This window comes from Burkholderia sp. HI4860 (assembly GCF_002223045.2).
In the GTDB taxonomy this organism is placed as follows: Bacteria; Pseudomonadota; Gammaproteobacteria; order Burkholderiales; family Burkholderiaceae; genus Burkholderia.
The window spans coordinates 1,333,317-1,357,067 of the sequence record NZ_NKFO02000003.1; the positions used below are offsets into that span (position 1 = coordinate 1,333,317).

22 protein-coding genes and 1 tRNA gene are annotated in these 23,751 nt (G+C 65.4%); 10 read left to right on the plus strand and 13 right to left on the minus strand.

From position 1 onward, the window contains the following. Positions 1–119 precede the first annotated feature (119 nt). The 7 genes from CFB34_RS21470 to ccsA form a co-directional block, all read right to left on the minus strand. The gene (locus CFB34_RS21470) at positions 120–821 is read right to left on the minus strand and encodes a histone H1-like DNA-binding protein (protein ID WP_089439185.1); all 702 of its coding nucleotides are present in this window, start codon (positions 819–821) and stop codon (positions 120–122) included. Between the two features lie 28 nt (positions 822–849). After that, positions 850–1,176, minus strand: a complete 327-nt coding sequence (locus CFB34_RS21475) for a hypothetical protein (RefSeq protein ID WP_089439184.1) — start codon at positions 1,174–1,176, stop codon at positions 850–852. A gap of 82 nt (positions 1,177–1,258) precedes the next feature. Further along, complete coding sequence (locus CFB34_RS21480; RefSeq protein WP_039353057.1) at positions 1,259–2,470, minus strand: ribonucleotide-diphosphate reductase subunit beta; 1,212 nt, start codon at positions 2,468–2,470, stop codon at positions 1,259–1,261. Between the two features lie 365 nt (positions 2,471–2,835). Beyond that, positions 2,836–5,829 carry a ribonucleoside-diphosphate reductase subunit alpha gene (locus CFB34_RS21485; RefSeq protein ID WP_089439183.1) on the minus strand — a complete coding sequence of 998 codons (2,994 nt, stop codon included), beginning with the start codon at positions 5,827–5,829 and terminating at the stop codon, positions 2,836–2,838. A 462-nt stretch (positions 5,830–6,291) separates the two neighbouring features. After that, positions 6,292–6,882, minus strand: coding sequence for a 1,6-anhydro-N-acetylmuramyl-L-alanine amidase AmpD (gene ampD / locus CFB34_RS21490; RefSeq protein WP_089439181.1), 591 nt, complete (start codon positions 6,880–6,882; stop codon positions 6,292–6,294). Next, complete coding sequence (locus tag CFB34_RS21495) at positions 6,879–7,202, minus strand: PP0621 family protein (RefSeq protein ID WP_089439180.1); 324 nt, start codon at positions 7,200–7,202, stop codon at positions 6,879–6,881. Before CFB34_RS21495 ends, ampD begins: the two co-directional genes overlap by 4 nt. 13 nt (positions 7,203–7,215) lie before the next feature. Further along, a complete protein-coding gene (gene ccsA / locus CFB34_RS21500; protein ID WP_027783481.1) occupies positions 7,216–8,109 on the minus strand; it encodes a cytochrome c biogenesis protein CcsA in 894 nt (297 codons plus the stop codon). Between the two features lie 89 nt (positions 8,110–8,198). Here ccsA and ffh point away from each other — a divergent pair, with 89 nt between their 5' ends. Continuing rightward, positions 8,199–9,566: a signal recognition particle protein gene (gene ffh / locus CFB34_RS21505; protein ID WP_089424440.1), complete on the plus strand. Its 1,368-nt coding sequence runs from the start codon at positions 8,199–8,201 to the stop codon at positions 9,564–9,566. A 94-nt stretch (positions 9,567–9,660) separates the two neighbouring features. Beyond that, positions 9,661–10,212, plus strand: a complete 552-nt coding sequence (locus CFB34_RS21510) for a hypoxanthine-guanine phosphoribosyltransferase (RefSeq protein WP_089424439.1) — start codon at positions 9,661–9,663, stop codon at positions 10,210–10,212. A gap of 93 nt (positions 10,213–10,305) precedes the next feature. Here CFB34_RS21510 and CFB34_RS21515 read toward each other — a convergent pair whose 3' ends face one another. Next, the gene (locus CFB34_RS21515) at positions 10,306–10,908 is read right to left on the minus strand and encodes a MarC family protein (protein WP_011350864.1); all 603 of its coding nucleotides are present in this window, start codon (positions 10,906–10,908) and stop codon (positions 10,306–10,308) included. 21 nt (positions 10,909–10,929) lie between these two features. Then, the gene (locus CFB34_RS21520) at positions 10,930–12,666 is read right to left on the minus strand and encodes a proline--tRNA ligase (RefSeq protein ID WP_089439179.1); all 1,737 of its coding nucleotides are present in this window, start codon (positions 12,664–12,666) and stop codon (positions 10,930–10,932) included. Between the two features lie 217 nt (positions 12,667–12,883). Between CFB34_RS21520 and CFB34_RS21525 the strand changes: the two genes are divergently transcribed. Next, positions 12,884–13,534 carry an RNA pyrophosphohydrolase gene (locus CFB34_RS21525; protein ID WP_089439178.1) on the plus strand — a complete coding sequence of 217 codons (651 nt, stop codon included), beginning with the start codon at positions 12,884–12,886 and terminating at the stop codon, positions 13,532–13,534. A 13-nt stretch (positions 13,535–13,547) separates the two neighbouring features. Continuing rightward, positions 13,548–14,156, plus strand: coding sequence for a CNP1-like family protein (locus CFB34_RS21530; protein ID WP_089424437.1), 609 nt, complete (start codon positions 13,548–13,550; stop codon positions 14,154–14,156). A gap of 94 nt (positions 14,157–14,250) precedes the next feature. Here CFB34_RS21530 and proB read toward each other — a convergent pair whose 3' ends face one another. The 4 genes from proB to rplU form a co-directional block, all read right to left on the minus strand. Further along, complete coding sequence (gene proB, locus CFB34_RS21535) at positions 14,251–15,369, minus strand: glutamate 5-kinase (RefSeq protein ID WP_089439177.1); 1,119 nt, start codon at positions 15,367–15,369, stop codon at positions 14,251–14,253. A 90-nt stretch (positions 15,370–15,459) separates the two neighbouring features. After that, the gene (obgE, locus tag CFB34_RS21540; RefSeq protein ID WP_089439176.1) at positions 15,460–16,572 is read right to left on the minus strand and encodes a GTPase ObgE; all 1,113 of its coding nucleotides are present in this window, start codon (positions 16,570–16,572) and stop codon (positions 15,460–15,462) included. Between the two features lie 188 nt (positions 16,573–16,760). After that, positions 16,761–17,024, minus strand: coding sequence for a 50S ribosomal protein L27 (gene rpmA / locus CFB34_RS21545; RefSeq protein ID WP_006476999.1), 264 nt, complete (start codon positions 17,022–17,024; stop codon positions 16,761–16,763). Positions 17,025–17,048: 24 nt separating this feature from the next. Beyond that, a complete protein-coding gene (gene rplU / locus CFB34_RS21550; RefSeq protein ID WP_006025184.1) occupies positions 17,049–17,360 on the minus strand; it encodes a 50S ribosomal protein L21 in 312 nt (103 codons plus the stop codon). Between the two features lie 210 nt (positions 17,361–17,570). Between rplU and CFB34_RS21555 the strand changes: the two genes are divergently transcribed. The 6 genes from CFB34_RS21555 to CFB34_RS21580 all read left to right on the plus strand — a co-directional run bounded on the left by CFB34_RS21555 (position 17,571) and on the right by CFB34_RS21580 (position 23,750). Beyond that, a complete protein-coding gene (locus tag CFB34_RS21555; protein ID WP_089424435.1) occupies positions 17,571–18,566 on the plus strand; it encodes a polyprenyl synthetase family protein in 996 nt (331 codons plus the stop codon). A 150-nt stretch (positions 18,567–18,716) separates the two neighbouring features. Next, positions 18,717–18,793 (plus strand) — tRNA-Pro (locus tag CFB34_RS21560). Positions 18,794–18,934: 141 nt separating this feature from the next. Next, positions 18,935–20,227 (plus strand): HlyC/CorC family transporter, encoded by a 1,293-nt coding sequence (locus tag CFB34_RS21565; protein WP_179243610.1) that lies wholly within the window; start codon positions 18,935–18,937, stop codon positions 20,225–20,227. Between the two features lie 83 nt (positions 20,228–20,310). Next, positions 20,311–21,585, plus strand: coding sequence for an ATPase, T2SS/T4P/T4SS family (locus CFB34_RS21570; protein ID WP_089439175.1), 1,275 nt, complete (start codon positions 20,311–20,313; stop codon positions 21,583–21,585). Next, positions 21,582–22,793: a type II secretion system F family protein gene (locus tag CFB34_RS21575; protein WP_089439174.1), complete on the plus strand. Its 1,212-nt coding sequence runs from the start codon at positions 21,582–21,584 to the stop codon at positions 22,791–22,793. Before CFB34_RS21570 ends, CFB34_RS21575 begins: the two co-directional genes overlap by 4 nt. A 45-nt stretch (positions 22,794–22,838) precedes the next feature. Next, complete coding sequence (locus tag CFB34_RS21580; protein ID WP_089439173.1) at positions 22,839–23,750, plus strand: A24 family peptidase; 912 nt, start codon at positions 22,839–22,841, stop codon at positions 23,748–23,750. Position 23,751: the final 1 nt, after the last annotated feature.

Consider the following 23,751-nt stretch of genomic DNA (forward strand, 5'->3'; position numbering starts at 1 on the left):
ATCGGCAACGACGGACGAAAAAAATCCCGCCACCTGAGCCAGATGGCGGGACTGATTGAGTAGCGCTACTCAACCCACGGACACCACGTGAGTGTCCGGGTGGTGCAGGTCAGCCTCGATTACGGACGGCTGCCGGTCGGGAACGGCCATGCCGCTGCCGGGTTGAGCGCGGTCTTCACGCCCGATGCCGGCGCAACCGATGCGGTCGACGCGGTCGTTGCCGGCGCAGCCTTCTTCACGACGGCCTTCTTCGGAGCAGCAGCCTTCTTCGGAGCCGCGGCCTTCTTCGCCGGAGCCGGAGCGGCAGCCGGAGCAGCAGCGGCAGCCTTCTTCGCCGGAGCAGCGGCCTTCTTCGCAGGGGCAGCCTTCTTCGCAGCAGGCGCAGCCTTCTTCGCGGCAGCCTTCTTCGCAGGCGCAGCCTTCTTCGCAGCAGCCTTCTTCGCCGGCGCGGCCTTCTTCGCAGCAGCCTTCTTAGCCGGTGCGGCCTTCTTCGCAGCAACCTTCTTCACTGCGACTTTCTTGGCGGCAACCTTCTTCGCTGCGGCCTTCTTCGCCGGTGCTGCCTTCTTCGCGGCAACCTTCTTCACTGCGACCTTCTTGGCTGCAACCTTCTTCGTTGCGACCTTCTTCGCAGCAACCTTCTTCACTGCTGCCTTCTTCGCCGGTGCTGCCTTCTTCGCGGCAACCTTCTTCACCGCGACCTTCTTCGCAGCAACCTTCTTCACTGCAGCGGCCTTCTTCGCCGGAGCAGCAGCCTTCTTCGCAGCGACCTTCTTCACTGCGGCCTTCTTTGCAGCCGGTTTCTTCTTGGCAAGTGCCATGTTGTTCTCCTTCAGGTTCAGATGAGAGTCAGTTCAAACTACACCCTTCGTCAAAACCCGCTTCCCGCGGACGCTGTTCAGGACGTGCGCTTCGAAGCGGGCTATTCATCGGCGTACGCGGATACCACGCGCTTACGCTAATGAATACGGTATGGCGCGCGTGGCCACTCGGCCTCGCGCGCCAAATCAAGTCGGTAGCCGGCGCACCTCGCGCCGCTACCCCTAATCGCTTGATCAAGCGGACCGCCACACGGCCGCCCGCTTTTTCCGGAGGGAAGTTTGCCCATCCCACTGAAGGGTTCGCAAAGTGCCTGTCGTGTCGTCGTGCCGTTAAGGCACCGGGCATGCTTTGCATCAGGCGTTCTTGCTCCTAAACCTTGAGCCGGGGCCGAGAGGCCGCCGGCTGTTCCATCATGTGACGGGTTCGCTGCTGCGGGTTATTCCCAGGACAGCGCGCCGCCCGTCTGATACTCGATCACACGCGTCTCGAAGAAGTTGCGTTCCTTCTTCAGGTCGATCATCTCGCTCATCCACGGGAACGGGTTTTCCTCGTTCGGATAGAGCGGGTCAAGGCCGATCTGCTGGCAACGACGGTTGCTGATGAAGCGCAGATAGCTCTTGAACATCGACGCGTTCAAACCCAGCACGCCGCGCGGCATCGTGTCCTCGGCGTAGCGGTATTCGAGTTCGACAGCCTGCTTGAACAGCTCGCGGATCTCGGCGCGGAATTCGGCGGTCCAGAGATGCGGATTCTCGAGCTTGATCTGGTTGATCAGGTCGATGCCGAAATTGCAGTGCATCGACTCGTCGCGCAGGATGTACTGATATTGCTCTGCAGCACCCGTCATCTTGTTCTGGCGGCCGAGGGCGAGGATCTGCGTAAACCCGACATAGAAGAACAGGCCTTCCATGATGCAGGCGAACACGATCAGCGACTTCAGCAGCTTCTGATCCGCTTCGAGCGTGCCGGTCTTGAAGGCCGGATCCGTCAGCGTGTGGATGAACGGGATCAGGAATTCGTCCTTCGCGCGGATCGACGTGACCTCGTGGTACGCGTTGAAGATCTCGCCTTCGTCGAGACCGAGCGATTCGACAATGTATTGGTACGCGTGCGTGTGGATCGCCTCTTCGAACGCCTGGCGCAGCAGGAACTGCCGGCACTCGGGCGCCGTGATGTGGCGGTACGTGCCGAGCACGATGTTGTTCGCCGCGAGCGAATCGGCCGTCACGAAGAAGCCGAGGTTGCGCTTCACGATGCGGCGCTCGTCCTCGGTCAGACCGTTCGGGTCCTTCCACAGAGCGATGTCGCGGGACATGTTGATTTCCTGCGGCATCCAGTGGTTCGCGCAACCGGCCAGATACTTTTCCCACGCCCACTTGTACTTGAACGGCACCAGCTGATTGACGTCAGTCTGGCCGTTGATGATGCGCTTGTCGGCGACATTGACCCGCGCTTCCGAACCGCCGGCGGGAACAGCCGATGCTTGCGGGGGCACCGCAAGATCGCCTTCGAAAATGTCGCGGACCTGATGGGCGGCAGGCGTTGCAGCCTGCAGTCCGACAGCCGTTCCTGCGGAGGTGCGCATCGCGTTTTGCTGCGCTCCGCTCGCGGGAGTTACGGCAGTCTTCTCTTCATCCCAGTTGAGCATAAATTCTCACCATCAATTTAGAACGGTTTGTACCATCTTTTCCTGAGCGATAAAAGGGTTCGCTCACGAAAAATCCTTTTTTCGATTCGCGTTGCGACCTCGATACAACACTTTGAGCAACGCATCGTCGTTCATGCAGCGCGCGATGTGCGTCGCGCGTGTATCGCGAGGTGCGCTCGACGCATCGAACGCTGATCGAAACGCGACGTCGTCGGGGATGTTTCGATCGCTTGTCACTGCCTGCAACGCAGGTGCCGCGTTACAGATTCCTTATCATTTTTTTAGTTGAGAGCGGCGCACACTTCAACCTCGATCGGTCGTCGTGTGCGCCGCACTGACCTGCTTCCCAGGTCAGGCGCACTGCGTTACTGGCACGCTTCGCATTCGTCGAAGCCAGGATCGCCCGGACGCATCGTGCACACCGGACCATCTGCCTCGACCGGTGCGAGTGCCGGTGCCGCGTTGACCGCGCCCGACGACGCATCGCCGCCTGCCGCACCGAAGCCGCCGGCCGCGCCTTGCGCGCCGCCGCTGCTCGAGCCGCCGCCCGTCGGCACGGCGTTCAGCGCGCCGTGTGCGACCGTCGACTTCTCGACGTGCGTCGCCGCCATCGTGCGGAGGTAGTAGGTCGTCTTCAGGCCACGCAGCCATGCGAGCTTGTAGACCTCGTCGAGCTTCTTGCCCGACGCGCCGCCCATGTAGATGTTCAGCGACTGCGCCTGGTCGATCCACTTCTGGCGACGCGATGCCGCTTCGACCAGCCACGTCGGGTCGACTTCGAACGCGGTCGCGTAGATCGCGCGCAGGTCGGCCGGGATGCGGTCGATGCGCGACAGCATGCCGTCGAAGTACTTCAGGTCGGCGACCATCACTTCGTCCCACAGGCCGCGTTCCTTCAGGTCGCGCACCAGGTACTCGTTCACCACCGTGAATTCGCCCGACAGGTTCGACTTCACGTACAGGTTCTGGAAGGTCGGCTCGATACAGGCCGACACGCCGATGATGTTCGAGATCGTCGCCGTCGGCGCGATCGCGACGCAGTTCGAGTTGCGCATGCCGTGCGCAGCGATCCGCGAACGCAGCGACGTCCAGTCGAGCGATTCGGAGGTGTCGACTTCGACGTAGCCTCCGCGTGCTTCCGTCAGCAGCTTCAGCGTGTCCTGCGGGAGGATGCCGCGATCCCACAGCGAGCCGCGGTAGCTCGAGTAGCGGCCGCGCTCTTCGGCCAGCTCGGTCGACGCGTAGTACGCGTAGTAGCAGACCGCTTCCATCGAACGATCGGCGAACTCGACCGCCGCTTCCGACGCGTACGGCGTGCGCAGCAGATGCAGGCAGTCCTGGAAGCCCATGATGCCCATGCCGACCGGACGGTGCTTCAGGTTCGAGTTACGTGCCTTCGGCACCGCGTAGTAGTTGATGTCGATCACGTTGTCGAGCATGCGCATCGCGACGCTGATCGTGCGCTTCAGCTTGTCGTGGTCGAGCGCGTAGCTGCCGTCGGCCTGCTTCACCAGGTGGGCGACGAGGTTCACCGAGCCGAGGTTGCACACCGCGATTTCGGTGTCGCTCGTGTTCAGCGTGATTTCCGTGCACAGGTTCGACGAGTGGACGACGCCGACGTGCTGCTGCGGCGAGCGCACGTTGCACGGATCCTTGAACGTGATCCACGGGTGGCCCGTCTCGAACAGCATGCCGAGCATCTTGCGCCAGAGTTGCTGCGCCGGGATCTTCTTGAACAGCTTGATCTCGCCGCGCGCGACCTTGTCTTCGTAAGCCGTGTAAGCCTTCTCGAATTCCGCGCCGAACTTGTCGTGCAGGTCCGGGCAGGTCGACGGCGAGAACAGCGTCCAGTCCGCACCTTCCATCACGCGCTTCATGAACAGGTCGGGAATCCAGTTCGCCGTGTTCATGTCGTGCGTCCGGCGGCGATCGTCGCCCGTGTTCTTGCGCAGCTCCAGGAACTCCTCGATGTCGAGGTGCCACGATTCGAGGTACGCGCAGACCGCGCCCTTGCGCTTGCCGCCCTGGTTGACCGCGACGGCCGTGTCGTTCACGACCTTCAGGAACGGAACCACGCCTTGCGACTTGCCGTTCGTGCCCTTGATATGCGAGCCGAGTGCACGCACGCGCGTCCAGTCGTTGCCCAGGCCGCCGGCGAACTTCGACAGCAGCGCGTTTTCCTTCAGCGCTTCATAGATGCCGTCGAGATCGTCCGCGACGGTCGTCAGGTAGCACGACGACAGCTGCGAGCGGTGCGTGCCCGAGTTGAACAGCGTCGGCGTCGAGCTCATGAAGTCGAAGCTGGACAGCACGTTGTAGAACTCGATCGCGCGCGTTTCGCGGTCGATCTCGTTCAGCGACAGGCCCATCGCGACGCGCATGAAGAAGGCCTGCGGCATTTCGATGCGGGTGCCTTCGACGTGCAGGAAGTAGCGGTCGTACAGCGTCTGCAGGCCGAGGTAGCCGAACTGCAGGTCGCGGTTCGCGTCGAGCGCTTCGCCGAGGCGCTTCAGGTCGAACTGCAGCAGCTTGTCGTCGAGCAGGCCGGCGTCGACGCCGCGCTTCAGGAACTGCGGGAAGTATTCCGCGTAACGGGTCGACATCTCGGCCTGGACCACTTCCTCACCGAGGATCTCGCGACGGATCGTGTGCAGCAGGATGCGCGACGTGACCTGGCTGTATGCCGGATCCTTCTCGATCATCGTGCGCGCAGCCAGGATCGCCGAGTCGTAGACCTGGCTCATCGGCACGCCGTCGTACAGGTTCTTCACCGTTTCGGCGACGATCGGGTCAGGGTTAACCGCAGCGCCGAGGCCGTCGCATGCCGACACGATCAGCGCGCGCAGCGCATTCAGGTCGAGCGGGCGCGTGACGCCGTTGTCGACGACGTTGATGCCGGTGCTCGCCTCGCCGCCGGCTGCCGCTGCGTCCTCGCCCGCGTGCTGGCGCTCGAGGTGACGCTTCTCGCGATACAGCACGTACGCACGCGCGACGTTGTGCTCGCCGCCGCGCATCAGCGCGAGTTCGACCTGGTCCTGGATGTCTTCGATATGGAACGTACCGCCGTTCGGGCGGCTGCGCACGAGCGCGCGCACGACGTTGTGCGTCAGTTGCTCGACCTGCTCGCGCACGCGCGCCGATGCCGCGCCCTGCCCGCCATTGACGGCCAGGAAAGCCTTGGTCACCGCAATCGCGATCTTCGAAGGTTCGAACGAGACGACGCTGCCGTTGCGGCGGATCACCTTGTAGTCGGCGAACGTGGCCTGCGGCGCGAGCGCCTTCGCGCCCTGTTCGGTCCCGCCGAGCGGACGGCTCGAGGCGCTCTCGTACTGGGACGTCGCGTTGTCGGTGGTTTGCATGTGCAAAGCTCCTGGTGTTGGATGGTGCGGAGAGAACCGCGGATTAAAACGAACGCTGCGCAACGCGGTGCGCGAGCGGTAAGAGGCGAGCGATGCGCCGGGGAAGCCGGTTCGGTCGATGCGCGACAACCGGTCCGGTCGTGTGCTTCGTCATGTGTACCCTGCCCCGTCGATGTTCGCTGCGCTGATCGCGACGCCCGGACCGCCCGGCCTGACGCGCCGCCCTGAGAACCCTGTCCGCCGGCGTTGCCCGCCGGCCGGTGCCGCTCGGGTTTCCCCTGCGGCACACACTATATCTAGTGCAGAACTGCTCAACTGGCACCAAGTATAGTGGACATTCGGAGCACATCAAAATGGATAATTTGCGATGGAGGTATTGACATCACCCCCACCCCGCGCAGGCTCAGACGCGACAAGGCATTGGTCGGGAAAAAAAATTTCGCGCCCTCAAAAACCCTGCGATCAGTGCTGACGGAAAGGAAAGTATTCGGCGGAAAAACCGGCATCGCTCGCGAAGCGTTGCCAATCGAAATGCGGGCCCGGGTCGGTCTTGCGGCCCGGCGCGACGTCCGAGTGCCCTGCGAATGCGTCGACCGGGTAGCGTGCGGCGAGCGCGCGGGAGAGCGCGGCGAGCATCGCGTACTGCGCGTCGTCGAACGGCACGTCGTCCGCGCCCTCGAGCTCGATGCCGATCGAAAAGTCGTTGCAGCGCGCCCGGCCGAAGAACTCGGACGAGCCCGCATGCCACGCACGCTCGTCGCACGACACGAACTGCACGAGTTCGCCGTTGCGGCGGATCAGGAAGTGCGCGGACACGCGCACGCCGCGCAGGTGGCGCTGGTAATAGGGGTGCGCATCGCAGTCGAGACGATTCAGGAACAGCGCCTCGATCGCGTCACCGCCGAATTCGCCGGGCGGCAGGCTGATGTTGTGGACGACCACGAGCGTCGGCACCACGCCCGCGGGCCGCACCTCGAAGTTCGGCGACGGCGCATGGCGCGCTTCGCGCACCCAGCCGTGCGCGTCGACCGACAGCACCCGCACGTCGCTCATCGTGCGTCGCGACCGCTCGACCGCGCGGCGTGGCGCTGCGCGTGCTCGGTACTGCAGAAGTATTCACCGCCCGCGGCGACGGCGTCGCCCTTCGGCGCATGCACGCCGCATTCGGCACAGCGCACCATCGGCTCGGGCAGCGCCCGCGCGTCGACGTTCGGGCGCCCCGCACCCGCACCGCCGGCGCCGGCGCCGGGCGTGCCGTCGTAACCGGCGCCGCGGCCGGTGCGCGCCTGCGCGTGCTCCTGGGCCTGGCGCAGCTTGCGCGCGATCCACGAACCCGCGAAGAAGAGAAGAATCAGGAGAAGAATCTGTCGCATCGGAAACCTGCGTTCAAACCACGGAACGGTGCAGCAGCACCTCGAAAACGAACCGGCTGCCGACATACGCGAGCAGCAGCGCGGCGAACGACACGAGCACCCAGCGCGCGGCACCGCGGCCACGCCAGCCCGACGTCTTGCGGGCGACCAGCAGGCCGCCGAACATCAGCCACGACAGGATCGCGAATACCGTCTTGTGGTCGAGGCGCAGCGCGCGCGCGTCGACCTGCTCGCTGAACAGGATGCCCGACGCGAGCGTCAGCGTGAGCAGCACGAAGCCGGCACCGATCAGGCGGAACAGCAGCTTCTCGAGCGTGAGCAGCGGCGGCAGCGTCTCGAGCCAGCTCGCGATCCAGCCCGTCGAACCGTCGCGCCCGCCGCTCCGCAGCGACTGCAGGCGCCGCTCGACCATCAGCATCAGGACCGCGTGCAGCGCCGCGATCGCGAACAGGCCGTAGGCGATGTTCGCGATCAGGAAGTGCAGCTTGAACAGCGGTGCTGCGGCATAAGGAAGCACCCGCACGCCGCCGAACACGAGCGGCAGCAGCGACGCGCCGCACGCGAGCGGCAATACCAGCAGGCGCAGGCTGTCGAGCGGGAAGAAGAAGCTCTCGATCCAGTAGATGCCGGCGCCGAGCCAGAACATCGCGGACAGCGCGAACGCGAAGCCGAACACCATCGCGTCGTTCGGAAAGATCGTCATGTGGAGCAGCACGCCGTGCGCGACCAGCGCGGCGAACAGCAGCGCGCGGCCGGCCCCGCTCATCCCGGACGCGGCGGACGCGGGGACCGGCACGGCCGGCACGCTCGCGACGAGCGGCGTCGCGCCCTGGCGGTGCGTGCGCCAGCCTGCGACGGCGAGGCCGCCGTACAGGAATGCGGTGAGGGCATACAGTACAATATCCATGTTCGAAGTTTACACTAGGCCCCCTTCCCGCGACGGCTCCCTTTGTTCGGTTCCGCCGCGCCTTCGGGCCCCACTGTCCATCGCTCCCCATGCTCGACAATCTCACTCAACGGATGGCGCGCGTCGTCAAGACGCTGCGCGGCGAGGCCCGGCTTACCGAGGCGAACACCCAGGAGATGCTCCGCGAGGTGCGTCTCGCCCTGCTGGAGGCCGACGTTTCGCTGCCGGTCGTCCGCGAATTCATCGCCAAGGTCAAGGAAAAGGCGCTCGGCGAAGAAGTGATCAGCAGCCTGTCGCCGGGTCAGGCGCTGGTCGGCGTGGTCCAGAAGGAACTGACCGCCGTGATCGGCGGCGACTACGAAGGCAAGGCCGCCGAGCTGAACCTCGCGGTCACGCCGCCCGCCGTGATCCTGATGGCCGGCCTGCAGGGCGCGGGCAAGACCACGACCGCCGGCAAGCTCGCGAAGCTGCTGCGCGAGAAGTACAAGAAGAAGGTGCTGACCGTGTCGTGCGACGTGTATCGCCCGGCCGCGATCATGCAGCTGAAAACGGTGAGCGAACAGGTTGGCGCCGACTTCTTCCCGTCCACGCCGGACCAGAAACCCGTCGACATCGCGATTGCGGCCGTCGACTGGGCGAAGCGCCACTACCACGACGTGCTGATCGTCGATACGGCCGGCCGCCTCGGCATCGACGAGGCGATGATGCAGGAAATCGCCGCACTGCACGGCACGCTGAAGCCGGCCGAAACGCTGTTCGTCGTCGACGCGATGCTCGGCCAGGACGCGGTCAACACCGCGAAGGCGTTCAACGACACGCTGCCGCTCACCGGCGTCGTGCTGACCAAGCTCGACGGCGACTCGCGCGGCGGCGCCGCGCTGTCGGTGCGTCACGTCACGGGCAAGCCGATCAAGTTCGTCGGTGTCGCCGAGAAGCTCGACGGCCTCGAGGTGTTCCACCCCGACCGGATGGCGAACCGGATCCTCGGCATGGGCGACATCCTCGCGCTCGTCGAGGAGGCGCAGCGCGGCGTCGACGTGCAGGCCGCGCAGAAGCTCGCCGACAAGGTCAAGAAAGGCGGCGACTTCGACCTGAACGATTTCCGCGCGCAGATCTCGCAGATGAAGAACATGGGCGGCCTGTCGTCGCTGATGGATAAGCTCCCTGCGCAGTTCCAGCAGGCGGCGGCCGGCGCCGACATGGGCCAGGCCGAGAAGTCGATCCGCCGGATGGAAGGCATCATCAGCTCGATGACGCCGGCCGAGCGCGCGAAACCCGAGATCATCAAGGCGACGCGCAAGCGCCGCATTGCAGCCGGCGCGGGCGTGCCGGTGCAGGAAGTCAACCGGATGCTGAACCAGTACGACCAGATGCGTACGATGATGAAGAAGCTGAAGGGCGGCAACATGCAGAAGATGATGCGCGGCCTGAAGGGCATGATGCCCGGCATGCGCTGATTCCGCCCATCGGCCGGCGCGCGGGTTTTTGCTGTAGCGCGCGGCGGCCGTTCTGCTTCATTCTTATTTGTATACCGACTGCCCGCCAGAACACATGAACCGCGAAGAAGCCCTCCACATTTTCAACCACTCCGAAGAGATCGTCTCGGCGGACGCCGTCAACGCGTCGATCTCCAAGATGGCCGACGCGATCCGCGCCGAGATCGGCGACGCGTTCCCGCTCGTTCTCTCGGTGATGGGCGGCGCCGCGGTGTTTACCGGGATGCTGCTGCCGCATCTCGATTTCCCGCTGGAATTCGACTACATCCACCTGACCCGCTACCGCAACACGACGCAGGGCAGCCCTGAGATGCACTGGCGCGTCGCGCCGCGCGAATCGGTGAAGGACCGGATCGTGCTCGTGCTCGACGACATCCTCGACGAAGGCGAGACGATGGCCGCGATCCGCGACCGCATTCTCGACATGGGCGCCAAGCGCTTCATGTCGGCCGTGCTGTGCGAGAAGACGCTCGCGAAGGCCAAGCCGCTGCACCCCGACTTCTGCGGCTTCGCGGTACCGGACCGCTACGTGTTCGGCTGCGGGATGGATGCGAAGGGCTACTGGCGCAACCTGCCGACGATCCGTGCGCTGACCACGAACGTCTGAGCGCCCCGCTCCGCACTATATAAATAGAAAGCGGCGCTCCGGTTTCCCGGAGCGCCGCTTTTTTTGGGCGTGTTGGGTGTGCGCCGCCCCGCCCTACAGCTGGTGCACGAACGCGCGGACGCCGCCCAGCATCATCTCGACCGAAATCGCGACGAGCACGAGGCCCATCAGCCGCTCGAACGCCGCGACGGTCCGCTCGCCGATCCATTGCTGGATCCGCTCGGCCAGCACCAGCGTCACCGCGCAGACGATCATCGTGACCGTCAGCGCGCCGACCCACTCGAGCATCTTGCCGGGCCCCTGCGACGTCAGCAGCATCACCGTCGCGAGCGCGGACGGCCCGGCGAGCGCCGGAATCGCGAGCGGCACGATGAACGGCTCGCCGCCCGCACGCGGGTCGTTGCCGAGCGCGCCGTCCGGATGCGGAAAGATCATCCGCAGCGCGATCAGGAACAGCACGATCCCGCCGCCGAGCCGCAGCGACAGGTCGGTGAGGCTCATCATCCGCAGGAAACGGTCGCCGACCAGCATGAAGAACAGCAGGATCACGAACGCGATCCCCACTTCACGCAGGATCAGCTTCACGCGCCGCTCGCGCGGCACATCCCGCATCGCCGAAATGAACAGCGGGATATTGCCGAGCGGATCGGTGATCAGCACCAGGAGCACGGTGGCCGACAGGAAGGTGTATTCCACCGCGTTCCCCGGTCGGTGCGCTTAGCGTGCGAGCGCGGCGCGGATCTTCTCCGCGACCGTCGCCGCAGCCGCGTCGGCCGGCAGCAGCGTCGCTTCGGCGTCGCGGCGGCCCTGATACTCGATCTTGCCTTCCTTCAGGCCGCGCTCGCCGATCACCAGGCGATGCGGCACGCCGATCAATTCCCAGTCGGCGAACATCACGCCCGGGCGCTCGCCGCGATCGTCGAGGATCACGTCGATGCCGGCGGCGACGAGTTCCGCGTACAGCTTGTCGGCGGTCTCGCGCACCATGTCGCTGCGGTCATAGCCCATCGGGCACAGCACGACTTCGAACGGCGCAATCGACTCGGGCCAGATGATGCCGCGGTCGTCGAAGTTCTGCTCGATCGCCGCGCCGAGAATGCGGGTGACGCCGACGCCGTAGCAGCCCATCAGCATCGGCTGCGGCTTGCCCGACTCGTCGAGGAACGTCGCACCCATCGCTTCCGAATACTTGGTGCCGAGCTGGAACACGTGGCCGACTTCGATGCCGCGGCAGATGTCGATCACACCCTTGCCGTCCGGCGACGGGTCGCCCTTCTTCACGTTGCGCACGTCGGCGACGTCCGGCTCGGGCAGGTCGCGGCCCCAGTTCACGCCAGCGATGTGGTAGTCGACCTCGTTCGCGCCGACGACGAAGTCGCTCATGTTCGCGACCGTGCGGTCCGCGATCACCTTCACGGGCTTCTTCGTGCCGACCGGGCCGAGATAGCCCGGCGGCGTGCCGAACCACTCGACGATTTCCTGCTCGGTCGCGAAGCGGTGGTTCTTCAGGCCCGGCAGCTTCGACACCTTGATCTCGTTCAGGTCGTGATCGCCGCGCAGCATCACGAGCCAGATGGTCGGCTCGGCGCCTTCGTTGTCGGTCGCGAGCACGATCGACTTGATCGTGCGCTCGAGCGGGATGGCCAGCAGCTCGGCGACGGCTTCGCACTTCGCCTTGCCGGGCGTCGCGACCTTCTCCATCGCTTCGGCCGGCGCCGCGCGCTCGGGCGTCAGCGGCAGCGCTTCGGCCGCCTCGATGTTCGCCGCGAATTCGGACGTCGGGCAGTACGCGATCGCGTCTTCACCGGTGTCGGCGATCACGTGGAATTCGTGCGAGAAGTTGCCGCCGATCGAGCCGCTGTCGGCCGCGACCGCACGGAACTCGAGGCCGAGGCGCGTGAAGATGCGCACGTACGCGTCGTACATCTTGCGATACGACTCGTTCAGGCCGGCCGCATCCTTGTCGAACGAGTACGCGTCCTTCATGATGAATTCGCGGCCGCGCATCACGCCGAAGCGCGGACGGATCTCGTCGCGGAACTTCGTCTGGATCTGGTAGAAGTTCACCGGCATCTGCCGGTAGCTCTTGATCTGGTTGCGCGCGATGTCGGTGATGACTTCCTCGTGCGTCGGCCCGATCACGAAGTCGTTGTCCTTGCGGTCCTTGAAGCGCAGCAGCTCGGGGCCGTACTGCTCCCAGCGGCCCGATTCCTGCCACAGTTCGGCGGGTTGCACGGCCGGCATCAGCAACTCGATGGCGCCCGCCCGGTTCATTTCCTCGCGCACGATCGCCTCGACCTTGCGAATCGAACGCAGGCCGACCGGCAGGTAGTTATAGATGCCGCCGGCGACGCGACGGATCATGCCGGCGCGCACCATCAGCTTGTGGCTGACGATCTCTGCGTCGGCGGGTGCTTCTTTCAGGGTGCCGATAAAGAAACGGGAAGCTTTCATGCGGACGGTTCCAAAAACGGCGCCCCCAGGCGGGGCGCCCGAAAAAGTTTCAAGGTAAAAAGCTGCGCGCGACGAACGACGATGGCGCAGATGACGTAGCAGACTAATCAGGGACAATTCAGCCGGTGCCCCCCGCGCGGATTCGCTCCGTCACGGTGCGCAGCGCCCGTTATCTGTTTATAATCAAAGCAATTTTAAAGGATTCGAAGGTGGTTGTATGCTGGATCGTGAAGGCTTTCGCCCGAACGTCGGCATCATCCTCTTGAACGCGCGCAACGAGGTGTTTTGGGGCAAGCGGCTCCGCGAGCATTCCTGGCAGTTTCCTCAAGGTGGGATCAAGTACGGCGAGACCCCCATGCAGGCGATGTACCGGGAACTGCACGAGGAAACGGGCCTGCACCCGGAACACGTCAAGATAATCGGCCGCACACGCGACTGGTTGCGTTATGAGGTGCCTGACAAGTTCATTAAACGCGAAGTACGCGGTCATTACCGCGGCCAGAAGCAGATCTGGTTCCTGCTGCGGATGGTTGGACGCGATTGCGACATTTGCTTGCGCGCGACCGACCACCCGGAGTTCGATGCGTGGCGCTGGAACGAGTACTGGGTGCCGCTCGATGCGGTGATCGAGTTCAAGCGGGATGTCTATCAGTTGGCGCTGACGGAACTGTCGCGCTTCCTGCGCCGCCCGGCGCAGCGAGCCGAGAAGCCGCCGCGTGGGCCGCGTCTGTCGCGCTATCCGCGCGTCATTGGCGTACAGGCCCAGCAGACGCTGACGATTGTCGACACATCGGTAGTCTGTTCGGAGATCGAAGTGGAAGCGGGCACGCTCGACGAGATGCCGCCCCACGTGATCGTCGGCAAATGACGAATCGAACTGCATGACCGGGCGCGACCTTGGTGTCGCGCCCTTTTTTTACGAGGAATGCATATTGAAAGCGATTGCTCTCGCGCTCGCATCGATTGCCGCGGTAGCCACGCTGGCAGGTTGCGCGAATTCGAAGACGCCCACCAACAAGGATGACAGCGAGTTCGTGTATCTGCTGGACCGCCAGGGCACGTGGAAGGAAAACACGGTCGACTCGCTGCCGCCGCTGCCGCAGACGGGCGACCTGCTGCCGTTCAACGTATCGCAAAACACGCCGCTCAAGTTCTTCGTCGATGCGAAGTCGCTGGCGGTCGGCACCGATGGCGTCGTGCGCTACGCAGTCGTCATCACGAGCCCGGCCGGCGCGCGCAACGTGAACTACGAAGGCATCCGCTGCGACACCTACGAATGGCGCCAGTATGCCGGCCTGAATTCGGAACACGACGGCTGGGACCGCACGGTCGAGAACGACTGGCGGCGCATCGAGAACGGCGAACTGAATGCCTACCATTCGGCGCTCTATCAGGACTACTTCTGCGCGAACAAGATGCCGCAGGGCTCGACCCAGCAGATCCTGGAGAACATCCGGTTTCACCGCACCGCGATGAGCCAGTTGCGCTGACGGCGCGCGGCGCCCACCGCGCCTTCGTTCGTCGCATGAAAAAGCCCGCTTCACGCGGGCTTTTTCGTTTGACGGCAGGAACCGGCACGAATGGTCACACCAGCACCAGGTTGTCGCGGTGGATCAATTCGGGCTCCAGCATGTAGCCGAGCACGGATTCGATCTCGCCGCTCGGCTTGCGGTGAATCAGTTTAGTCTCTGCACTGCTGTAGTTCGTGAGCCCACGCGCCACTTCGCGCCCGTCGGGGCCGACACACGCGATGACTTCGCCGCGCGCGAACGCGCCCTGCACGTCGATCACGCCGATCGGCAGCAGGCTCTTGCCGCCGGCCGTCAGCTTCTCGACCGCGCCTGCGTCGATCACGACATGGCCGCGCACCTGAAGATGGTCGGCCATCCACTGCTTGCGTGCCGCCATCCGCGCGGTACGTGCGATCAGTTGCGTGCCGATCGCCTCACCGGCCGCCAGACGCACGAGCACGTCGGCCTCCCGGCCGCTCGCGATCACGGTGTTCGCGCCGCTGTGCGCGGCGCGCTTCGCCGCGAGGATCTTCGTCAGCATCCCGCCGCGGCCGAGGCTGGAGCCCGCGCCGCCGGCCATCGCCTCGAGCTCCGGCGCGCCCGCACTGGCTTCCGCAACGAGTGTCGCATTCGGATCCTTGCGCGGATCGGCCGTGAACAGCCCCGACTGGTCGGTCAGGATGATCAGCGCATCGCCTTCGATCAGGTTTGCAACGAGCGCGCCGAGCGTGTCGTTGTCGCCGAACTTGATTTCGTCGGTGACGACCGTGTCGTTCTCGTTGATGATCGGCACGACGCCAAGCCGCAACAGCGTCAGCATCGTCGAACGCGCATTCAGGTAACGCTCGCGGTCCGCCAGGTCGGCATGCGTCAGCAGGATCTGCGCGGTGCGGATGTCGTGCTCGGTGAAGCGGCTTTCATAGACCTGCGCGAGCCCCATCTGGCCGACTGCGGCGGCAGCCTGCAACTCGTCGATTTCTCGCGGTCGCTTGCTCCAGCCGAGCCGCTGCATCCCTTCCGCAATCGCGCCGGAACTGACGAGCACGACTTCCTTGCCCTGCGCGCGCAGTGCGGCGATCTGAGCCGCCCAACGGCCGATTGCCGCATGATCGAGCCCCTTGCCGTCGTTGGTCACGAGGCTGGAGCCCACCTTCACCACCAATCGCTTCGAATCCGCGATGATCGAACGCATCCTGCACTGTCTCCTGTATCTGCTGCCTTTCCGACCGGGCGCGATTGAACGCCGGCGCCGGGCGGCACGCCCGGCGCGTTCCGGAATCGCTCAGGCGTCGTCGCCCGGCGCTGCACCGCCCTTGGCAGGCGGCGCATCGCGGAAACGCACGTCTGCCGCGAGATCTTCCGCCTCCGCGGCGCGATGCGCGTCCGAATGTTCGGAGAGGTAGTCGTAGATCGCGTAGCACAGCGCTTCACACCCCTGGCCCGTCAGTGCCGAGATCTCGAACACGGGGCCGTCCCACTCGAAGCGCTCGAGGAAATCCGCGACCCGTGCCTTGCGCTCGTCTTCCGGCACCATGTCGAGCTTGTTGAGCACGAGCCAGCGCGGCTTCTCGTAGAGCGCCTCGTCGTACTTGCGCAACTCGCCGACGATCGCCGTCGCTTCCGCCACCGGATCGACGCTTTCGTCGAACGGCGCGAGATCGACCAGATGCAGCAGCACGCCGGTGCGCTGCAGGTGGCGCAGGAACTGATGGCCGAGGCCCGCGCCTTCGGCGGCGCCCTCGATCAGCCCCGGGATGTCGGCGATCACGAAGCTCTTGCTCGGACCGACGCGCACCACGCCGAGATTCGGCGCAAGCGTCGTGAACGGGTAGTCGGCAATCTTCGGCCGCGCGTTCGACACCGACGAGATGAACGTCGACTTGCCTGCGTTCGGCATGCCGAGCAGGCCGACATCGGCGAGCACCTTCAGCTCGAGCTTCAGCATGCGACGCTCGCCGGGCTTGCCGTCCGTCTTCTGGCGCGGCGCGCGGTTCGTGCTCGACTTGAAATGCAGGTTGCCGAGCCCGCCGGCACCGCCCTGCGCAAGCATCACCTGCTGGTCGTGTTCGGTCAGGTCGGCGATCAGCTCGCCGGTATCCATGTCGCTGATCATCGTGCCGACCGGCATGCGCAGCGTGACATCGTCGCCGCCCTTGCCGTAGCAATCCGATCCGCGCCCGTTTTCGCCGTTGCGCGCCAGGTGCTTCTTCGCGTAACGGTAGTCGATCAGCGTGTTGATGTTGCGGTCGGCGATCGCGTATACGCTACCGCCCCGGCCGCCGTCGCCGCCGTCCGGCCCGCCGAACGGGACGAATTTCTCGCGGCGCATCGACGCACTGCCATCGCCTCCGTCTCCGGCGATGACTTCGATTCGTGCTTCGTCAATGAACTTCATTCGTCACTCCGCCCAGTATTTCCGCTATTGTGCCGCGCGCCGGCGCGCTTGAACAATCTGCCGTTCGGCCGATCGTACGCCGGTTGCGCGATGGCCGCCCGGACACACACGCGCCCGGCGACCAAATAAAAAAAGGCCCCGCGAAGACTGCGGGGCCTTTCGGCTACGAAGCCCGTGGGTGCCTGAACTTAGGCAGCCGCCGGGACAACGATGACCAGATGCTTCTTGTCCGCGCCCTTCGTCGCGAACTTGACGTGACCGTCGACCAGCGCGAACAGGGTGTGATCCTTGCCCATGCCGACGTTCTCGCCTGCGTGCATGCGCGTACCGCGCTGACGCACGATGATGCCGCCGGCATTGATTGCCTGGCCGCCGTACACTTTCACGCCGAGACGTTTCGACTCGGAGTCGCGGCCGTTCCGGGAAGAGCCGCCTGCCTTTTTGTGTGCCATCTGATTGCTCCTTTACCGAGGCGCTTACGCGTTGATCGCGTCGATGCGCAGCTCAGTGTAGTTCTGGCGGTGGCCGCCGTGCTTTTGGTAGTGCTTCCGGCGACGCATCTTGAAGATGGTGACCTTGGCATGACGACCGTGCGACACAACGGTGGCCTTGACGGAAGCCCCACTGACCAGCGGCGTACCGAACTTAATCGATTCGCCTTCGCCCACTGCGAGAACCTGGTCGAGCGTGATTTCAGCGTCAATGTCAGCCGGTATCTGTTCTACTTTGAGTTTTTCGCCAACGGCAACCTTGTACTGCTTGCCGCCGGTTTTTATGACCGCGTACATTGAGAACCTCACTCTGGATCCAATTTTTCCGCACACCACGCGCGGAAAACACGTGATTATACATGGGGTTAGCACCCAAGTCAAAGCCGATCGACGATTGCCGCGCGCGGACCTCTACCGGACGGCCAAAATCGCGCCGCTGGTACGTCTGACAGACCGGCATATCGCGGATTCGACTTATAATCCGCGGCATCACCCAATTCCATCATCATGTCGTCGTCCACCGCCTCCCCCACCCTCAGCGCCGCCCATCTGCTCGCTCCGATCACCACCGACATGGAGCAGGTGAATCGCGTTATCCGGCAAAGCCTCGCGTCCGATGTGCTGCTGATCAACCAGATCGCCGAGTACATCATCGGCGCGGGCGGCAAGCGGCTGCGTCCGGCATTGCTGCTGCTCGTCGCCGGCGCGCTCGGCGAGACGTCGCACCAGCGGCACGTGCTGGCCGCCGTCGTCGAGTTCATCCACACGGCCACGCTGCTGCATGACGACGTCGTCGACGAATCCGAGTTGCGCCGCGGCCGCCAGACCGCCAATGCGCTGTTCGGCAACGCGGCGAGCGTGCTGGTAGGCGACTACCTCTATTCGCGCTCGTTCGAGATGATGGTCGGCGTCGGCAAGATGCGCGTGATGGAGATCCTGTCGGAAGCGACGACGATCATTTCCGAAGGCGAGGTGCTGCAGCTCCTCAACATGCACGATGCAGACGTCGACGAAACGCGCTACATGCAGGTGATCCGTTACAAGACGGCCAAGCTGTTCGAGGCCTCGGCACGTCTGGGCGCGGTACTCGCGGGCGCCGATGCGCCGACCGAGGCGGCCGCCGCCGAATACGGCCGCCGGATCGGCACCGCCTTCCAGATCATGGACGACTGGCTCGACTACGCGGGCACCGCCGAGGCAATGGGCAAGAATGCCGGCGACGATCTTCGCGAAGGCAAGCCGACGCTGCCGCTCATCTATCTGATCGAACGCGGCACGCCCGAACAGTCGGCGCTGGCACGCGAAGCGATCGAACAGGGCGGCACCGATCGCTTCGACACGATCTTCGAAGCGATCACGCGCTCGGGCGCACTGGATCACACGCTCGAATGCGCACGCCAGGAAGCGCAGGCGGCAGCCGCGGCGATTGCTGCGTTCCCGGACTCGATCTATAAGGAAAGCCTGCTCGGGTTGTGCTCATACTCGACGTCGCGGCAGTCGTAAACACGCCGCGAACGCGACGCGATGCCTTGTCCCGAAAATTTTCTTCATCAAAGTATTCCCTTTTAGAAAAAACATCGTTATAGTTACGTTCTTGCTTGTGACGACGCAGCGATTCTTAACGAAAGCAGCGAAGTCCGAAGAGCAAAAAATCGGGGTGTAGCTTAGCCTGGTAGAGCGCTACGTTCGGGACGTAGAGGCCGGAGGTTCGAATCCTCTCACCCCGACCAGATTTTTAAAAAACCGTGCACTTCGTGCACGGTTTTTTTTTACCCGGCCGCCGCAGGCTCCTCGTGTCGCGCACGACACATCGCGGTCGCCGGCCTCTGCTATATTTCTCCCATCCCAGTCCTTCACTGCCCTTCCAACGCGTGGACCAAATTCCCTTATGGGCGCAAATCGGCGCCGTCTTCCTGCTTCTCCTCTGTTCCAGCTTCTTTTCGATTTCCGAGACCGCGATGATGGCGCTCAACCGCCATCGGCTGAAGCATCTCGCCAGCCAGGGCGCACTCGGCGCGAAAACCACGCAAGGGCTGCTCACGCGCACTGACCTGCTGCTCAGCGTGATCCTGATCGGCAACAACCTGTTCAACACGATCATCCCGGTCCTGACGACGTCGCTCGCGCTGCATACGTTCGGCCGCAACAACCTCGCGCTATCGATCGCGACCGGCATCGTCGCGTTCCTGATCATCGTGTTCGCCGAAATCGCGCCGAAGATCGTCGGTGCGACGTTCCCCGAACGCATCGCGCTGCCCGCGAGCCTCGTGATCGCGCCGCTGATGCGCGTGTTCAAGCCCGTCGTCTGGTTCGTCAACGCCCTCGCGAACGGCGTGCTGTGGGTGCTGCGCATCAACACGAAGAAGGGTCGCGACCAGCGAATGTCGGCCGACGAGCTGCGGGCCATCGTGCTCGAGTCGAGCAGTTTCATGCCGACCAAGCACCGCAGCATCCTGCTCAACCTGTTCGACCTCGAGAACATCACGGTCGACGACGTGATGGTGCCGCGCCGCCAGATCGAGTCGCTCAATTTCTACGCGCCGCTCGACGACGTCCTGCATCAGCTCGAAACCTGCTATCACAACCGGCTCGTCGTCTACGAAGGCGACATCGACAAGGTGCTCGGCGTGTTGCACGTCCGCAAGACGCTGACCGCCCTGCACAACCAGGAATTCGACCGCGAGACGCTGCGCGCGCTGCTCGCCGAGCCGTACTACGTGCCGTCCGGCACGCCGGTGGTCCAGCAGCTCCAGTTTTTCCAGGAAACCCGGCAGCGGACCGCGCTCGTCGTCAACGAATACGGCGAGCTCGAAGGGCTCGTGACGCCCGAAGACATCATCGAGGAACTGATCGGCGAATTCACGACGTCGCTGCCGCGCAGCGAGCGCAAGGGCGGCTGGGACGAGAACGGCGAATGCATCGTCTCGGCGAGCATGCCGCTGCGCGAACTGAATCGCTGGCTGCACCTGAAGCTGCCGACCGACGGGCCGAAGACGCTGAACGGCCTGGTGCTCGAAATCCTCGAGGAAATTCCGGAAGACGACGTGTGCCTGAAAATCGGCGACGTCATGCTCGAGGTGATGCGCAGCGACGATCAGGCCGTGCGCACCGTCAAGCTCTTCAAGCCGCGCAGCTCGCGCACCGCACGCGTCACGTCGCGCTAGCCGAACGGCTGACTGCCGGCGCCGCCCGCGACGCGCGACCATCTGCGGGTCACGATCAACAGGCGGCCAGCGTGCCGGCTCACATGCATTTCCCTCCTTCCGGGGCGCCGCTGCGCACGCAGCCGCCCGCCCATTCCGATGCGTCGCCCGCTGCCGCACCGCGCGCGCTCGACGCGGCCCAGCTCGACGATGCGCCGGCCGTTCGGCTGCTGACGGACATGCTTCACGCGGCTCGCGTGCGCGACGCATCCGACATCCACGTCGAACCATTCGAAGCCGGCTGGCGCATTCGCCTGCGCATCGACGGCGTGCTGCACGAACACGCACGGCCGCCCCTTCATCTGCGCGACGCGCTCGTCACACGGATCAAGGTGCTCGCGCGCATGGACATCGCCGAGCGGCGGCTCCCGCAGGACGGCAGGCTGCGCATCGTGATCGACGGCGGTACGCGCGGCGACTACCGGGTCAGCTCGCTACCCACGTTGTTCGGTGAAAAGCTGGTGCTGCGGCGGCTCGAAACCATGCCGACCGACCTCACGCTCGCCCGCCTCGGCTTCGACGCACAGCAGGCAGCCGCGATGGAGGCCGCGATACGCGCCCCGCATGGCCTCGTACTCGTCACGGGTCCGACCGGCAGCGGCAAGACGCTGTCGCTCTACTGCGCGCTGCAGATGCTCGATCGCGACGCGCACAACGTCTGCACGGTCGAGGATCCCGCCGAGATCCAGCTCGACGGCATCAGCCAGGTCGGTGTCGCCGAAAAGGCCGGGCTCACGTTCGCGACGGCACTGCGCGCGCTCTTGCGGCAGGATCCGGACATCATCATGGTCGGCGAGATTCGCGATGCGGAGACGGCCGACGTCGCGATCAAGGCCGCGCAGACCGGCCATCTCGTGCTGTCGACGCTGCATACGAACGACGCACCGGCCGCCGTCGCGCGGCTGCTCGACATCGGCGTCGCACCGTACAACCTCGCGGCCGCGCTGCACCTCGTCACCGCGCAGCGCCTCGTCCGGCGGCTGTGCACCGCCTGCCGCGTGCACTCGGACGCACCGGTGCCCGTCCTGCGCGAAGCCGGCTGCGACCCGGCCGCCCTCGCAACCGGATGGCGGCCGTTCGTCGCGCGAGGCTGTCCGGCCTGTCACGGCATCGGCTATCGCGGCCGTGTCGGCCTGCATCAGACGATGCCGGTGTCGTCCCGGCTGGCGGAACGCATCGTCGCACGGGCAAGTGTCGGCGAACTCGCACAATGCGTGGCGGCCGAAGGCGTGCGCAGTCTGCGCGACGCGGCGTTCGCGCGCGTCCGTGACGGCACGACGAGCATCGCGGAAGCCCTCGCCGCGACGCCTGCCGCATGAGCATGCACACGCCGCCGCGCGAAACCCGCTTCGCGTGGCGCGGCCGCCGTCGCGACGGCACGTCGCGCCGCGGGATCGTCATCGCATTCGACGCCGCGAGCGCACGTGCCGCGCTCGCACGCGACGGCATCGCCGTACTGTCGCTCGATGTCCGCGGGGCGGCCCGGCCGCCCACGGCCAGCGCGCGGGACGTCACGCGCTTCACGCGCCAGCTCGCGAGCCTGCTGCAGGCTGGGTTGCCGCTCGCGCCGTCGCTCGAGATGCTCGCGCGTACGCGGCCACACGACGGCCTGCCGCGCATCGCAGCCGGGCTCGCCCGCGAGATCGTCGGCGGCCGGCGCTTCGCCGATGCACTCGCACGCTATCCCTCCCAGTTCGGCACGCTGTATCGCCAGCTGATCGAGGTCGGCGAAGCGTCCGGCTCGCTCGGCATCGTGCTGACGCGGGTCGCGGAACACCGCGAGCGCACCGACGCGCAGTGGCGCAAGCTGCGGGCCGCGCTCGCGTACCCGGCGGCCGTCATCCTGTTCGGGCTCGCGATCTCGGCCGCGCTGATGGTGTGGGTGGTACCGACGTTCCGCCAGATTTTCGACGGGTTCGGCGCCGCACTGCCGGCGCCAACCCGCGTGCTGCTCGCGCTGTCCTCCGCGCTATCGGCGTGGGGCGGTGGGCTCCTTGCCATTGGCGCGGCAGCCGGGCTGGCCGCGCATCACGCACTGCGGCGCTCGGCACCGCTGCGCCACGCTGTCGCGCGGCGGCTGCTGCATGCGCCGCTCGCGGGTAGCGCGCTGAGCCGGTACGCGGCCGCACGCTGGTGCCGCTCGCTGGCGACGCTGCTCGGCGCCGGCGTGCCGCTCGCCGACGCCTTCACCACCCTCGAGCGCACCGCCGGCCATCCGGTGTTCGAGCACGCCACTGCGCACATCGCAGCCCGCGTGCTGCACGGCGCACGCCTCGCGGACGCCATGCAGTCGGCCGGCTGCTTTCCGGACGACGTCGTGCAGCCGATCGCCGTCGCTGAGGAAACCGGTGCGCTCGACACGATGCTCGCCGACATCGCGGCGCTGTGCGAACGCCAGCTCGACGCGCGTCTCGATGCACTCGCCGCGCTCGGCGAACCGCTGATCGTGATCGTACTGGGCGCACTCGTCGGCGGCCTCGTGATCGCGATGTACCTGCCCATCCTTCAGCTCGGCAACGTGGTGTAGCATCGCAACCGATTCTGTCGCCTTTTAGTCCGAACCTTGAGCCTCATGACGCCAGCGCCCCTGTACTCCGTTACCGATTCGCCCGAGAGCACGCTGCTCGCGCTGGCGATGCTGCCGCCCGCGCTGCAGTATGCGTTCGCGGTCGTCGTCGGCCTTTGCGTCGGCAGCTTCCTGAACGTGGTCGTTCACCGGCTACCCGTGATGATGCAGCGTGCGTGGCGGGCCGAAATCGATGAAACGACCGGCAACGCGAGCGCTGCGCCCGACGACGGCTACCCGCCGCGCTACGATTTGTGGCGTCCGCGCAGCGCCTGCCCGCATTGCGGCCACGTGCTGCGCGCATGGGAAAACATCCCGCTCGTCAGCTTTCTGATGCTGCGCGGGCGCTGCCGGCGCTGCGGCCACGGGATCGGCATCGTATATCCACTCGTCGAGCTCGCGTGCGCGGTGCTCGCGGCCGGCTCGCTCGCGGTATTCGGCCCGACCGTCGCCGCGCTTGCCGCGTTCGCGCTGTGCGCCGCGCTGCTCGCGATGAGCGCGATCGATATCCGGACGGGCTACCTGCCCGACTCGATGACGCTGCCGCTCCTCTGGGCCGGGCTCGCGCTGAACCTCGGCGGCACGTTCACGTCGCTGCGCTCGGCGGTGATCGGGGCCATGGCCGGCTACCTGTTCCTGTGGGCGATCTACTGGCTGTTCAAATGGCTGCGCGGCATCGAGGGCATCGGTTTCGGCGACCTGAAGCTGCTCGCCGCGCTCGGCGCGTGGATGGGCTGGGCCGCCTTGCCGCAGGTCGTGCTGTTCGCCGCGGTGACGGGCGCGATCGTCGGGCTCATCGCGACCTGGCGCGGCCGCATGCGCTTCGAGGAGCCGATTCCGTTCGGCCCGTTCCTCGCGGCAGGCGGCGCCGCGACGCTGTTTTTCGGCACCCCGTTCTATTCGGCGCTCGGAGGCTGAC